This is a genomic window from Nocardia sp. NBC_01503 (assembly GCF_036327755.1).
GTDB lineage: Bacteria > Actinomycetota > Actinomycetes > Mycobacteriales > Mycobacteriaceae > Nocardia.
The window spans coordinates 4,037,862-4,051,986 of the sequence record NZ_CP109596.1; the positions used below are offsets into that span (position 1 = coordinate 4,037,862).

Genomic DNA, 14,125 nt, shown 5'->3' on the forward strand with positions numbered 1-14,125 from the left:
CGCACACTGGAGAGCATGGGGGAGCTGCTGGATCTGATCCTGCCGCGCGCCTGCGGGGGCTGCGGGGTGAGCGGCACCGCTTGGTGCGCGCGCTGCGCGGCCGCACTCTCCGGACCACCGATCCGCCTGCGCCCCAGGGCCGATCCCGGTATGCCGTGCTGGGCGCTCGCGCCCTACCGGGGCGCGCCCCGCCGCGCGGTACTCGCTGCCAAGGAGCAGCGACGCGCCGATCTGGCACAGTCGCTGGGGGTGGCCCTGGCCAGGGGGCTGGATCATTTGCGGGACGGCTCGCGGCCCCTGATTCTGGTCCCCGCGCCCACCCGAAAGGTCGCCGCCCGCCGTCGCGGCGGTGACCCGGTACTGCGTTCCGCGCACGTCGCGGCGAGTTGGCTGCCCGATTGCCGATTGGTTGGGGTACTGCGTATGAGACCGGGTGTGCGGGATTCGGTCGGCCTGAATCCCAGCGACCGCCAGCACAATCTACGAGGGCGGATCATCGTAGCTCCCGGCTGCGCCGACAGCGCCCGATTCCCGGCAAATGCCGAGGTAGTGCTTATCGACGACGTGTTGACCACGGGAGCCACGGTGTGCGAATCGACCCGTGCGCTGTACGAGGCCGGAGTGACCCTTCGTGCCGCGCTGGTTACCTGCCACGCTTGATTCTTCGAAATTTGCGTGAACACTGGCGGACAGGTCGCTGGCGAACTAGCGTGGCGATCAGACACCCGAACTCGAAGTTTGGAGGTGGCGCCTCGGACATGATGTGCCGGGCGATTTCGATCGGCACACGCTTCAATCCCGCCGCGTGAGCGATTTGTGCGGCCAGATCCGGGAGGTACGCGTGACGACATCTTCACGACCTTCAGCCAAGAACGCAGACACCGCGGTGCTGCTGGATGACTTCATCCCAGAGGACGACCAACCCACCGGGGCAACCCAGGCGGAAATAGTCGTCAAGGGCCGTACCCTCGGTGAGGGTGGCGTTCCCGAACATTTCCGAATCCACGTCGCGGACAAGCTCTCTCGGCTCGAGCGCTTCGATCCCACCATCTATCTGTTCGACGTGGAGCTCACACATGAGCGCAACCGTCGTCAGCGCAAGAACTGCCAGCGAATAGAGATCACCGCCCGCGGCAAGGGTCCGGTCGTCCGGGCCGAAGCCTGCGCGGACAGCTTCTACGCCGCCCTGGAACTGGCGGTGGAGCGGCTGGAGGGCCGGTTACGCCGGCTCAAGGACCGCCGTCGCGTACATCATGGGGACAAGACGCCGATCTCGGTGTCTCGGGCGACGGCCGGGTTGATCGACGAATCGCTGTTCATGTCGCCGAACGGGTCGTCGGGTGCGCATGATCACGCGGGTGAGGACCTCGACGGCGAAGCCGGTCCGGGTCATGTCGTCCGCACCAAGACCCATCCCGCCATCCCCATGACGGTTGACGACGCCCTCTACCAGATGGAGCTCGTCGGCCACGATTTCTTCCTGTTCCAGGACAAGGAGACCGACCGACCGTCGGTCGTCTATCGTCGCCACGCCTTCGACTACGGCATCATCCGTCTGTCATAACCGCCTCCCCGCGACTTTTGCCGGTCTCGGGGAGCCCCGCGACTTTCGTACCGGGCCGCCGGTTGGCGAGGTGGCCTGGTACGAGGTGGCTGGGGAGTTACCCTCATCTCCCGAGATCAGTGGGTTGCGGTTTCTGTTACAACGCGTATCGCATTCTTTCTTACCTCGCGGTAAGTTGGTGAGCCAAGGCATTCTCGAAAGGAATCTCCGTGGCTACCAAGGGCGCTCGCCGTGCTGTCATCGTGTCCGGGGTGCGGACCCCGTTCGTCAGGGCATTCTCCGACTACACGCGGATGGACTCCATCGACCTGGCCGATACCGCCGTGCGCGGACTGCTGGAGCGAACGGGACTGCCGAAGGGTGAGGTCCAAGCAATCGTGTGGGGCGGGGTGATCCTGCCCGGTGCCGCACCGAATATCGCGCGCGAGATCGCCCTCGATCTGCGATTGGATCCGGGCTGTGAGGGTTACACCGTCACGCGGGCTTGCGCTTCGGGGCTCCAGGCCGTGACCTCCGCCGCCGCCGCCATCGAGCGCGGTGAGTACGACATCATGATCGCCGGGGGTAGCGACTCCACCAGCAATGCCGAGGTGAAGCTGCCGCAGAAGGTGGTGCATGCCGCCGCGCCGCTGGCACTGGGCAAGCCCAAGGCCAAGGACTACCTCACGGCCGCAGCGCAATTGGCGCCCTTCATCGACCTGGTGCCGCGACGGCCCAAGATCGAAGAGCGCACCACCGGTGAGGTCATGGGCGAATCCGCCGAGAAAATGGCTCGCATCCACGGGATTTCGCGGGCGGCGCAGGACGAGTTCGCGGCACGGTCCCATCATCGGGCGGCCGCGGCCATCGAATCGGGGCGGTTCGACAGCGAAGTGTTGTCGGTGACCACGCCCGAGGGTAAGACCATCACCCGGGACGGCCTGGTCCGGCCGGGCACCAGCGTGGAGAAACTGTCCACGCTCGCACCGGTTTTCGCCAAGGGGGGCACCGTCACCGCGGGCAATGCCAGCCCCCTTACCGACGGTGCCTCGGCCGTCCTGCTCATGAGTGAGGAGAAGGCCCGCGCCCTCGGCTTCGAGCCGCTCGCCGCCTTCCGTTCCTGGAGCTACGTCTCCGTCGACCCGCGCGACCAGGTCCTCATCGGCCCCGCCATCTCCATGCCCCGCGCCCTCGACAAAGCCGGATTGTCCTTGGCGGACATCGATTTCGTCGACATCCACGAAGCCTTCGCCGCCCAAACCCTCTCCGTGGTCTCGGCCCTGGCGAGCACCGACTGGGCCAAACAGCGCCTCGACCGCGACCACGCGGTAGGCGAAATCGACCCCGCCACACTGAATATCCACGGCGGCTCGGTCTCCCTCGGCCACCCGTTCGGCGCGACAGGCGCCCGCATGGTCACCACCATGGCCAATGAACTCACCCGCTCCGGCAAGTCCACCGCGCTGCTCGGCATCTGCGCGGCGGGCGGCATCGGAGCCTCCGCCGTCCTTGAACGCGTCTGATCCACCCGAACGACAGGCCTGCCGCACCGAGACCGGCCCGGCGGGCCTGTCGTATGTCCCGCGCGAGGGTCATGCCGGGGCGGCTGGCGTAACCGGCCGATGCCGTCAGCGGCGCTGCTCGTATGGTGGAATCGGCTACTCGGAGGGGTTGCCGGGGCTGAAGCGATCCCAGTGGATGGCTTCTTCGAGAGGGCGGCGGGTACGCCAGCCGAGGCGTTCCAGGTCGGGGATCTGCTGGAATTCGGTGACCGGGCCGACGCAGAGCCAGGCGACCGGTTTGATGTGGTCCGGCAATTCGAGCAGATCGGCCAGGACCGGGGTGTCGTAGAAGCTCACCCAGCCCACGCCCACGCCCTCGGCGGTGGCCGCCAACCACAGGTTCTGGATGGCGAGAATCGTTGAGTAGATACCGGTTTCGGGGACGGTCGCCCGGCCCAGCACATGGGTGCCGCCGCGCGCCTGATTATGGGTGACCACGATGCCGGTACCGGATTCGGTGATCCCCTCGATCTTGATCGGATTGAAGGTCTCCGAGCGATCCGCGGGCAGCGCCGCACCGAATTCGCGCCGCTTGTCCGCGACGTGGTCGGCGAACTTGCGCAGCATCGCCGGATCGCGAATCACGATGAAATCCCACGGCATCGAATTGCCGACGCTCGGCGCGCGATGCGCCGCCTCCAGAATCCGCAACAGGGTGCTGTCGTCCACGACCTCCCCGGAGAACTCCGCACGCACATCGCGGCGCAGACGGATGGCGTCGTAGACGCTCAGACATTCATCAGGGGTAACGGGACCTTCAGCACACACGCCGACCAGTGAACCAGGCCCCGCCTCGGCCCTTCCTGGCAGCCCGCACCCTCGCCGCTTTCTCGCGCCACCACCCGTTTCCGATGGCCCCACCCGAGTGATCAGGCAGCCCGGTCATACCGGTGGCGGGCCGGTCCCAGCGTGCGGTCGGCCGGGATCCACGCACCGCCCCGTGGAATCGGCCCCGGATACGACCGCGCCCCCACCGGAGCGGTGGGGGCGCGGTCGCGAGTACTTTCGGAGGGTCAGCCGACCAGGGCGGGCTCGCGACGGCTCAGGCGCTTACGGCCCTGGGCGAGGGCGGTGCGCAGGCCGGTGCGGCGACCCGTGGTCGGATCGATGCTCGCCACACCGCCGAACGCCTTCTCCGACTTGGTCTCCGGAGCGTCGTCGGTGCCGCGGCGCAGGTACTTGTTGGGCAGCGACAGCTTCATGATGGTGCGCCACGACTTGAAGTACTGCACCGGCAGCGAACCGGTGGTGTACGGCAGGTCGTACTTGTCGCACATGGCGCGCACCCGCACCGCGATATCGGCCAACCGGTTGGAGGGCAGATCCGGGAACAGGTGGTGCTCGATCTGATGGCTCAGGTTGCCGGACATGAAGTGCAGCAGCTTGCCGCCGGAGATGTTCGCGCTGCCGAGCATCTGGCGCAGGTACCACTCGCCCTGCGTCTCATTCGCCACATCACCCTTGGTGAACTTCTCCGCACCATCGGGGAAGTGACCGCAGAAGATGATGGCGTTGGTCCACACATTGCGCATGACATTCGCGGCCAGGTTCGCGGTCAGCGTGCCGAAGAACGCCGGACCGGTGAGCAGCGGGAACAGCAGGTAATCCTTACCGGCCTGCTTACCGATCTTCTTGAGCACCAGCGCGCGGTCGGCCTCGAACTGCTTCCATTCAGGGGAGTCCTTGGCCCACTTCTTCTTCGCGACCTTGCCGAGCTCCAAATGCTGGATGGCGACGCCGTATTCGAAGAAGCTCTGCAGCAGCAGGTTGTAGATGGGCTGGCCGAGATAGAACGGGCTCCAGCGCTGATCGCGGGTGACGCGCAGCAGGCCGTAGCCGATATCGTCGTCCATGCCGAGCACATTGGTGTACTTGTGGTGCAGGAAATTGTGCGTGATCTTCCAGTGCTCGGAGGGACCGGCGTTGTCCCATTCCCACGAGGTGGAGTGGATCTCGGGATCGTTCATCCAATCCCATTGGCCGTGCATGACGTTATGGCCGATCTCCATATTCTCGATGATCTTGGCCGTACCGAGCAATGCCGTGCCCGCGATCCACGCCGGCGGGAAGAGACTGAAGAAAAGCGCGCCGCGTCCGCTGATTTCGAGGGCGCGCTGTAGCCGGATCACCCGGCGGATGTATCGGGCATCGCTTTCGCCCCGGGAGGATTCGATTTCGCGGCGGATGGCGTCGAGCTCCGCACCGATAGCTTCGACATCCTCCGGGGTGAGGTGTGCGTATTCCTTGACATCCGAGATCGCCATGCAGGTTACAGTACCGTAGGTTACGGCTCCGTAGGTTCCGGGCAAGTGAATCCGTAACGTGTCGAACGCCGCATTGCGTTCGATATCGTAACCTGCTATCGGCTACGGCGCAGAATATCCTTCAGCGAACGCCGGCGCCCCGCCTTCTCGGTGAGCAAAGCCTTTTCATGCCTTGCCTTTTCCTGCAGCGACAGCTTCGCCTCGCGCAGTACTTCCTTCTCGTGGCGGGCCTTCTCCTTGAGCGCGATCTTGGCCTCCTGCATGGCAGAACGCAGGCCGCGCCGCTCACCCGTCACCGGGTCCACACCCGTCCAATTGTGCTCGGCCAGCCATTCCTGACCATCCTGCAGCGAGGGCATGGACGGCAGCGGCGGCAGCGTGACACCCGCGAACTTGCGCTCGGAAGAAGTCTCCGGCGCGTCATCGGAGGTGCGCTTGAGCCACTGATCCGGCAGCGCCAGTTTGTGAATGGTGCGGAACGCCAGCAGATATTGCTTGGCAATGGATCCGGTGGTGTACGGCAGGTCGTACTTGTCGCACAGCTCCTTCACCTTCACCGACACCTCGGCATACCGATTGCTCGGAATGTCCGGGAACAGGTGATGCTCGATCTGGAAGCTGAGATTGCCGCTCATCAACGCCATCGCCGGGCCCGCCTCGAAATTGGCGCTACCCAGCATCTGCCGCAGATACCATTCGCCCTGCGTCTCGTTCTCGAACTGCTCCTCGGTGAATTTCTGTGCGCCATCGGGGAAGTGACCGCAGAAGATCACCGCGTACGCCCAGAGATTGCGGACCAGATTCGCGGTGGCATTCGCCTTCAGCGTGGACTTCCACGCCGGACCGGTCAGCGCCGGATAGATCACGAAATCCTTGACGACCTGCTTACCGGCCTTACGCCAGAACTCCTTGTTCGGCTCGGAGAACCAATCCTTGGGATCGACACCCTGCTGTTCCTTCACCGCCGAAAGATCATGCAGCGCGATACCCCACTCGAACAGGGCCGCCAACACCAGATTCGCCACCGGCTGAGCGAGATTGATCGGCTTCCACTCCTCATCGCGCGTCATGCGCAGGATGCCGAAGCCCAGATCCTCATCCATATCCAGGATGTTCGTATAGGTGTGATGCGAATAGTTGTGCGCGGTCTTCCACTGCGCCGACGCACCCGTCATATCCCACTCCCATGTGGTGGAGTGGATCTCGGGATCGTTCATCCAATCCCATTGCCCGTGGCTGATGTTGTGCCCGAGCTCCATATTCTCGATGATCTTGGCCACCGACAGCAGCGCGGTACCGCCCAGCCACGCCCACCGATTCCGGCTCGCGAACAGGGTGGCGCGGCCCGCCGCCTCCAGCACCCGCTGGGCGCGGATGACGCGACGAATGTACTTCGCATCCCGTTCACCCAGCGACAGCTCGACATTGCGGCGAATGGTGTCGAGCTCCTGACCCAGGGTCTCGATATCCGCCTCGGTGAGGTGGGCGAACGTCTTGATGTCGGTGATAGCCACCGGCGATCCTCCGTGTCTAATTGCCCTGCGCTTCGCTCCGGGCGGGTGCTGTGCCTTTGGCCCGCCGCTTCGCTGCGGGCGGGTGCCGTGCCGTTGGCCCGCCGCTTCGCAGCGGGCGGGTTCGCGGCCCTGGGAGTCTCGATTCTTCCCTCCCTCCGCTCCTCCGCTTCGCTCCCCCGCTCCACTCGGTCCAGAACCGAGACGGGCCGCGAACTTGGGGGGAATTGTGAGGAAGGTGTTATCGGAGGGAGGGGGCTTTCATCGAGGGTAGCTGTTACAGGGCGGCCGTGGGGTGGCTGGTGTGTGCGTTATACGTCAAGAGTGCAATCGCCGGCGGCGGCCGAGATGCAGGTCTGCACCTTGTCGCCCGCCCGGCGCTCATTTCCATTGCGCAGATCGCGCACATGACCGTCGGTGATGGTCACCACACAGGTCTGGCAGATGCCCATACGGCAGCCGAACGGCATCTGCACGCCCGCACCCTCACCCGCCTGCAGGAGCGTGGTGGCACCGTCGATCTCGACCGACTTACCGGTGCGCGCGAAGGTGACGGTGCCACCCTCGCCGGTGGCCGAACGCTCGATCTCGAAGCGCTCCACATGCAGCTTCTCGATGATATCGGCGGTCGCCCAATGCTTTTCGATCTCGTCGAGCATGCCCAGCGGGCCGCACGCCCAGGTGTCGCGCTCGCGCCAGTCGGGGACCAGCTCATCCAGATCGCTCAGCGCGAACTTGCCGTTCTCGCCGGTGTAGTGCAGGTTCGCGGTGAAACTCGGGTGCTTGTCGTGCAATTCGCGCAGATCATTGCCGAACATGACATCTTCGGGGGTGCGCGCGGAGTGCACGTGCACCACATCCGGGACCACACCGCGCCGATCCATGGTGCGCAGCATCGCCATCACCGGGGTTATACCGGAGCCCGCGGTCAGGAACAGCACCTTCGACGGCGGCGGCTCGGGGAGTACGAATCCGCCCTGCGGCGCGGCCAACCGCACCACACTGCCGACCGCGACACCATTGACCAGATGGCTGGAGAGGAACCCCTCCGGCATGGCCTTCACCGCGATCGAGATGAGCCGCTTGCTCTTATGCTCGGGATCGGTCCAATCCGGCGGGCAGGTCAGCGAATACGAGCGCCAATGCCAGCGGCCCTGCACCAGCACGCCGATACCGATGTACTGGCCCGGGGCGAATTTGAAGTCGAAACCCCAGCCCGGCTTGATCACCAGGGTGACCGAATCCGCGGTCTCCTTGCGCACCTCCACAATGCGCCCGCGCAGTTCCCGCGCGGACCACAGCGGATTCACCAGATGCAGATAGTCATCGGGCAGCAGGGGAGTGGTGACCCGTGCGGCCGCACCACGCAGCGCATTCAACTTCGTGCGTCCCGCGGTCGCGCCCTCGGAGACCGGAGCCTCCAGCCATTCCCGGAGTCCCCGCGCGGAGAATCCGCCACTCTTCGATGCCATTTTCCCGAACGTTCCTGTCGGTCGTGCGCTCAGAGCGCAGTGTCGTCATACGCGACCCCGAACGGGTCGCAGGCCCCGCCACCGCAGCGGTGACAGCAGCCGCACAGCGCAGCATCATCGCTGCTCACCATGCCCGCGCGCCACGACCGAACGCCCTCTCGGACCCCGGTCGCACGCTGTCACAGCAAGGTTACGGCATCGTAGGTTACGACGTCGCCGCCAGACAGGAAAGAGGGTCTACGCGGGGCTGGGTCACGCGACTCAGGGGAGGAAGGCGACAGCGTGAACGGGGCTTCGAGCCGCCACGACTCAGCGCCCGAGCGCTCTGGCCGCAGTGGGGGCGGGGCGCGGCTCGGGACCTGGCGTCAGCCTCGCTGCGCAGCGGGGTTTGGGGCGAAGCCCCAAGACCCAGCGTCAGCGCCCCTGTCTCTGCGCTCCTAGAGGAGGTCGAGCAGGAACGGCAGTTCCTGCGCCGCGTACCAGGCCAATTGGTGGTCTTCGGCATCGCCGAGGACGAACTCGGCGTCCGTATCACCCATATCGGCGGCGTCGATGACATCCACGGCCTTCGCCACCGTGGGCTCGGCCTCGGCCAGATCGACGTGCACCGAGGCGATCGCCGAGTAGGGGATGGCGGCGGAGAGCCGCACCACCGCGTCGTCGAGGTCGGGGCGCAGCGTGGCGCCGTCGACGTCGGCGGCGATGACCGCGCGGCGGAAGATCGGCCCGCGCGCGGGGCTCGCGTCGTCGGAGTCGTCCTTGTCGTCGAGCGCGGAGTCCTCGGCCAGCAGCCGCAGCGACGCCCGCGCCGCCTCCGCCATCGCGACCTCGGCGAGCTCTTCGTCATCCCCGGAGGCGTACGCCTCGCGCAGTGCGGGCGTGACGGCGAACGCGGTGTCGTTGATGGCTCGGATCTCCCGGTCGGTGACCAGTTCCCGCAGCATCGGCACGGTGGCCGGGACGTACACGCGTAGCTTCTTCGCCACGCCGGACGACTCACTGGACGCAGGCACCGAGCATCTCCTCCATCGACTCGTGCACCGAAGCGGTCAATACCGCGATATCGGCCATTGCGTCGCGATCGGCGGTGAGCCCGTAGCAGACCCGCCCGTCATAGGAGGTGAGTCCGATACTCAAAGCCTGATTGCGCAGCAGCGGCGACACCGGGTACATCTCCAGCATCCGCGCTCCGCCGATGTACATCGGCTGCTGCGGACCCGGCGCATTGGTGATCACCAGATTGAACGTGTGCTCGGCAAAGGTACTCGCTGATCGCACACTCATGGCATGCAGGCTCGCCGGAGCGAATCCGGCCATATGTACGAGCGTGCGCGCCCGCACCCCCAGTTGATGCCGTGCGTGCGCCTCGGTGGCGTGCTTGATATGGGACATCCGGATCACCGGATTGGGTTCGCCCACCGGCAGATCCACCAGCACCGAGGTGACCTCGCCCGCCGGTTTCAACTCCGCGCCGTCCGCGTACACGGACATGGGTACGACCGCGCGCAGGGTGTCGGCCTCGGTGAGCACCTGCCCGCGCGAGAGCAGCCAATTGCGCAGCGCCCCCGTGACCACGGCCAGGATCACATCATTGATGGAGCAGTCGAAGCGCTTGCGGATCTTGCGGTAATCCTCGAGATCGGTGCGCACCACCTCCACCCGCCGATTGCGTGAGGTGCGGGTATTGAGCGGACTGTCCGGTGCGCCCAGCGCCGCGGCCCGCAGCATGGACACCATCTTCTGTACGGCCTTCCCGGTGGCGTCGACCACCGCGAACGCCTCCGCACCGTGATGGCGCATCACCTCGAGGGCCTCGCGCGGCTGGGTGGCCAGATGCAGGACCGCCCCGACCAGCAATTCCAGATCGGCGGGTTCACGATGCGCGATCCAGGCGTCGTCGGCGACATCGCGCGGGTCGGCCGAGGTGTCCAGGATCACATGCCCGATCTCCAGTGCGGAATCCCCGTCCACCAGCGCCGAATGCGTTTTGGTGAAGACCGCCGACCGCCCGTCCGAGAGCCCCTCGACGAGGTACATCTCCCACAGTGGCCGAGTGCTGTCCAGCGGTCTCGACGCCAGCCGTGCGACCAGGTCGAGCAGCTGTTCATCGGTGCCCGGTTCGGGCAGGGCGGACCGGCGGATGTGATAGGTGATGTCGAAATGCGCGTCGTCCACCCAGACCGGCCGGCCCAGCGCGAACGGGATCTCGCGCACCTTGCGCCGGTACAGCGGTACCAGCGGCAATCGTGATTCGACGAGGTGTACCAGGCTGTCGTAATCCAGCGGTGCGTGCCCGGAGTTTCCGGCGGGCACCGCATTGCGCAGGATGGCGAGGGAGCCGATATGCATCGGATTACTACTGGATTCGAGCCGGTAGAACGATGCGTCCTGCGGTGTCAGTCTGGTGATCACGCTGCCCGCTACTCCCTAATTCTGCCGTGCGCCCGCATAAAGTCCCCCCGCCGAGGCGTCGGCGGCGCGCGCCGGTGTTGGTGGCAAGCTATCGCAATCCGATCACCTGGGGGAACGGTCCGGGCGCCACTGCCCGATATTTCACGTCGTAGCCGACGCCCCCGGTTCGGCCATTACGCGCCGGACCTTTGTACATGGTACGCCAGCGGGGTTGAAACAGCTTCGGACACAAAGTCATTCGCTGAGCAAAGTCCCCGTCATCCCGGCATGTTTTTTGGCCGGGATCCACAGCCGGAGGTGGATCCCGGCCAAAAACGCGCCGGGATGACGGAGCACGACTATCCGGATGACGGAGGCCGCTCGGATAGCCGCTGACCGGACCTGCACTCATGCACTTCGGCACCTAAGCTGGGCTCCGGATTACCATGGCAGTGATTGCGCGCTCGCGCGCACCGTTCCCTGCCTTGGTGGGGGCTACCGACAACACCGACCAGAGGACTACAAGACCCGTGCCTGCGCTGACGCTTTCGAGGTTGCTACGGATTGGTGAAGGTCGCACGGTCAAGCGGCTTGCGAACCTGGCGGATGAAGTCATCGCCTTGGACGAGGAGTTCACGGCGCTGTCCGACTCCGAGTTGCAAGCCAAGACCGAGGAGTTCAAGGAGCGCTACGCCGAGGGTGAGTCCCTCGACGAGCTGCTCCTGGAGGCCTTCGCGACCGCCCGGGAAGCCTCCTGGCGCGTGCTGAACCAGAAGCATTACAAGGTGCAGATCATGGGTGGCGCCGCCCTGCACATCGGCAATGTCTCGGAGATGAAGACCGGTGAGGGCAAGACCCTGACCTGTGTGCTGCCCGCCTACCTGAACGCCATCAGCGGCGAGGGCGTGCACGTGGTCACCGTCAACGACTACCTCGCCAAGCGCGATGCCGAGTGGATGGGCCGCGTGCACCGGTTCCTCGGTTTCGATGTCGGCGTCATCCTGGGCGGTATGACCCCGGCCGAGCGCCGCGTGGCCTACGCCGCGGATATCACCTACGGCACGAACAACGAGTTCGGCTTCGACTACCTGCGCGACAATATGACGCACTCGCTGGACGATCTGGTGCAGCGCGGGCACAACTTCGCCATCGTCGACGAGGTCGACTCGATTCTGATCGACGAGGCGCGTACGCCGTTGATCATCTCGGGCCCGGCCGATGCCTCCTCGAAGTGGTACGCCGAGTTCGCGCGTATCGCGCCGCTGCTGAAGAAGGACCTGCACTACGAGGTCGACATCAAGAAGCGCACCATCGGTGTGCACGAGGCGGGCGTCGAATTCGTCGAGGATCAGCTCGGTATCGACAACCTGTACGAGGCCGCGAACTCCCCGCTGGTCAGCTACCTGAACAACGCCATCAAGGCGAAGGAGCTGTACACCCGCGACAAGGATTACATCGTCCGTGACGGTGAGGTCATCATTGTCGACGAGTTCACCGGTCGAATCCTGGTGGGCCGCCGCTACAACGAGGGTATGCATCAGGCGATCGAGGCCAAGGAAGCGGTCGAGATCCAGCCGGAGAACCAGACCCTGGCCACCATCACGCTGCAGAACTACTTCCGCCTCTACGACAAGCTGTCCGGTATGACCGGTACCGCCGAGACCGAGGCGGCCGAGCTGCACCAGACCTACGGCCTGGGCGTGGTGCCTATCCCGACCAATAAGGCGATGATCCGCGCCGACCAGTCGGACCTGATCTACAAGACCGAAGAGGCCAAGTACGCCGCGGTCGCCGACGATATCGTCGAGCGGCACGAGAAGGGCCAGCCGGTGCTGATCGGCACCACCTCGGTCGAGCGCTCGGAGTACCTGTCCAAGCAGCTCACCAAGCGCGGTGTCCCGCACTCGGTGCTGAACGCCAAGTTCCACGAGCAGGAAGCCCAGATCATCGCCGAGGCGGGTCGGCCCGGCGCGGTCACCGTCGCCACCAATATGGCCGGTCGTGGTACCGATATCGTGCTCGGCGGCAATGCCGACATCATCGCCGACATTCTGCTGCGCCGGCAGGGCCTGGACCCGGTCGAGACCCCGGCCGAGTACGAGGCGGCCTGGCTGCCCGCACTCGAGCGCGTCAAGGAGCAGACCGAGGAGGACGCCGAGGCGGTGCGTGCGGCCGGTGGCCTGTACGTGCTCGGCACCGAGCGGCACGAATCGCGTCGTATCGACAATCAGCTGCGCGGTCGCTCCGGCCGTCAGGGTGATCCGGGTGAGTCCCGCTTCTACCTGTCGCTGGGCGATGAGCTCATGCGGCGCTTCAACGGCGCGGCGCTCGAGTCGATCATGACCCGCCTGAACCTGCCGGACGATGTGCCGATCGAGGCCAAGATGGTCTCGCGTGCCATCAAGTCCGCGCAGACCCAGGTCGAGCAGCAGAACTTCGAGATCCGCAAGAACGTTCTGAAGTACGACGAGGTGATGAACCAGCAGCGCACGGTCATCTACGCCGAGCGTGCCCGCATCCTCAATGGTGAGGATATGGAGGGTCAGGTCCAGGAGATGATCACCGATGTGATCACCGCCTATGTCAACGGCGCCACCGCCGAGGGCTATGTGGAGGACTGGGATCTGGCCAAGCTGTGGACCGCGTTGAAGACGCTGTACCCCATCGGCATCGACTACAAGGACCTCACCGGCGAGACCGCCGACGGCGAGGTCGGTGAGCTCTCCCGCGAGGAGCTGCTGGACGCCGTTCTCGATGACGCGCACGCCTCCTACGAGAACCGCGAAGCCGAGATCGACGGTCTGGCGGGCGAGGGCAGTATGCGCAACCTCGAGCGCCAGATCCTGCTGTCGGTGCTGGACCGCAAGTGGCGTGAGCACCTCTACGAGATGGATTACCTCAAGGAGGGCATCGGCCTGCGCGCCATGGCCCAGCGCGATCCGCTGGTCGAGTACCAGCGTGAGGGCTTCGATATGTTCGCCGCCATGCTGGAGGGTTTGAAGGAGGAGTCGGTCGGCTTCCTGTTCAACCTCCAGGTCGAGGTGCAGCAGCCGCAGCCCACCGGTGTCTCGGTCGGCGCGGGCCTGCAGTCCCCGGTCGGCAATCGTCCGCTGCCCACCGAGGAGGCCGCCCCGGTCGCCAATGGTGCTCCGGCGGCGTTGCGCGCCAAGGGAATCGACGAGCCCGCGCCGCGCGCGCTGAGCTACTCGGGTCCGGATGAGGGCGGCCACCGTGCCGTGCACTCCGATGCCGAGGAGTACGGCGACGGTAACTCCGACTCCGGCACCCGCCGCGAGCGCCGCGAGGCCGCCCGCGCCCAGGGCAAGCTGGACAAGGCGCCGAAGTCCAAGCGCCGCCGCTGATTTCGACTGTGTGATGTGCG

Annotated in this window: 10 protein-coding genes; 4 read left to right on the forward strand and 6 right to left on the reverse strand. The window is 65.6% G+C overall.

Annotated features, from left to right (window positions below; translation table 11 throughout):
* Positions 1–15 precede the first annotated feature (15 nt).
* The 3 genes from OHB26_RS18135 (at position 16) to OHB26_RS18145 (ending at position 3,066) form a co-directional block, all read left to right on the forward strand.
* Entirely contained in the window at positions 16–660 is a 645-nt protein-coding gene (locus tag OHB26_RS18135; protein WP_330185328.1) for a ComF family protein, read from the forward strand.
* A 229-nt stretch (positions 661–889) separates the two neighbouring features.
* Positions 890–1,564, forward strand: a complete 675-nt coding sequence (gene hpf / locus OHB26_RS18140) for a ribosome hibernation-promoting factor, HPF/YfiA family (protein ID WP_442943025.1) — start codon at positions 890–892, stop codon at positions 1,562–1,564.
* Between the two features lie 209 nt (positions 1,565–1,773).
* The gene (locus OHB26_RS18145) at positions 1,774–3,066 is read left to right on the forward strand and encodes an acetyl-CoA C-acyltransferase (RefSeq protein WP_330185329.1); all 1,293 of its coding nucleotides are present in this window, start codon (positions 1,774–1,776) and stop codon (positions 3,064–3,066) included.
* Between the two features lie 135 nt (positions 3,067–3,201).
* Here the strand turns inward: OHB26_RS18145 and bluB are convergent, their stop codons facing one another.
* The 6 genes from bluB to OHB26_RS18175 form a co-directional block, all read right to left on the reverse strand.
* Positions 3,202–3,837: a 5,6-dimethylbenzimidazole synthase gene (gene bluB, locus OHB26_RS18150; protein ID WP_330185692.1), complete on the reverse strand. Its 636-nt coding sequence runs from the start codon at positions 3,835–3,837 to the stop codon at positions 3,202–3,204.
* 281 nt (positions 3,838–4,118) lie between these two features.
* Positions 4,119–5,369: a fatty acid desaturase family protein gene (locus tag OHB26_RS18155; protein ID WP_330185330.1), complete on the reverse strand. Its 1,251-nt coding sequence runs from the start codon at positions 5,367–5,369 to the stop codon at positions 4,119–4,121.
* A gap of 95 nt (positions 5,370–5,464) precedes the next feature.
* Complete coding sequence (locus tag OHB26_RS18160; protein ID WP_330185331.1) at positions 5,465–6,883, reverse strand: fatty acid desaturase family protein; 1,419 nt, start codon at positions 6,881–6,883, stop codon at positions 5,465–5,467.
* A 308-nt stretch (positions 6,884–7,191) separates the two neighbouring features.
* Positions 7,192–8,352, reverse strand: a complete 1,161-nt coding sequence (locus tag OHB26_RS18165) for a ferredoxin reductase (protein ID WP_330185332.1) — start codon at positions 8,350–8,352, stop codon at positions 7,192–7,194.
* A gap of 437 nt (positions 8,353–8,789) precedes the next feature.
* Positions 8,790–9,365, reverse strand: a complete 576-nt coding sequence (locus OHB26_RS18170; protein ID WP_442942968.1) for a DUF6912 family protein — start codon at positions 9,363–9,365, stop codon at positions 8,790–8,792.
* Entirely contained in the window at positions 9,349–10,764 is a 1,416-nt protein-coding gene (locus OHB26_RS18175) for a WS/DGAT/MGAT family O-acyltransferase (protein WP_330185333.1), read from the reverse strand. Before OHB26_RS18175 ends, OHB26_RS18170 begins: the two co-directional genes overlap by 17 nt.
* 509 nt (positions 10,765–11,273) lie before the next feature.
* Between OHB26_RS18175 and secA the strand changes: the two genes are divergently transcribed.
* On the forward strand, positions 11,274–14,105 hold the full coding sequence (gene secA / locus OHB26_RS18180; protein ID WP_330185334.1) for a preprotein translocase subunit SecA: 2,832 nt from the start codon (positions 11,274–11,276) through the stop codon (positions 14,103–14,105).
* Positions 14,106–14,125 lie beyond the last annotated feature (20 nt).

Excerpts from the sequence above, each read along its gene's own strand:
- OHB26_RS18135 (WP_330185328.1), top strand. The coding sequence starts at position 16 with ATGGGGGAGCTGCTGGATCTGATCCTGCCGCGCGCCTGCGGGGGCTGC.
- OHB26_RS18155 (WP_330185330.1), bottom strand. The coding sequence starts at position 5,369 with ATGGCGATCTCGGATGTCAAGGAATACGCACACCTCACCCCGGAGGAT.
- OHB26_RS18165 (WP_330185332.1), bottom strand. The coding sequence starts at position 8,352 with ATGGCATCGAAGAGTGGCGGATTCTCCGCGCGGGGACTCCGGGAATGG.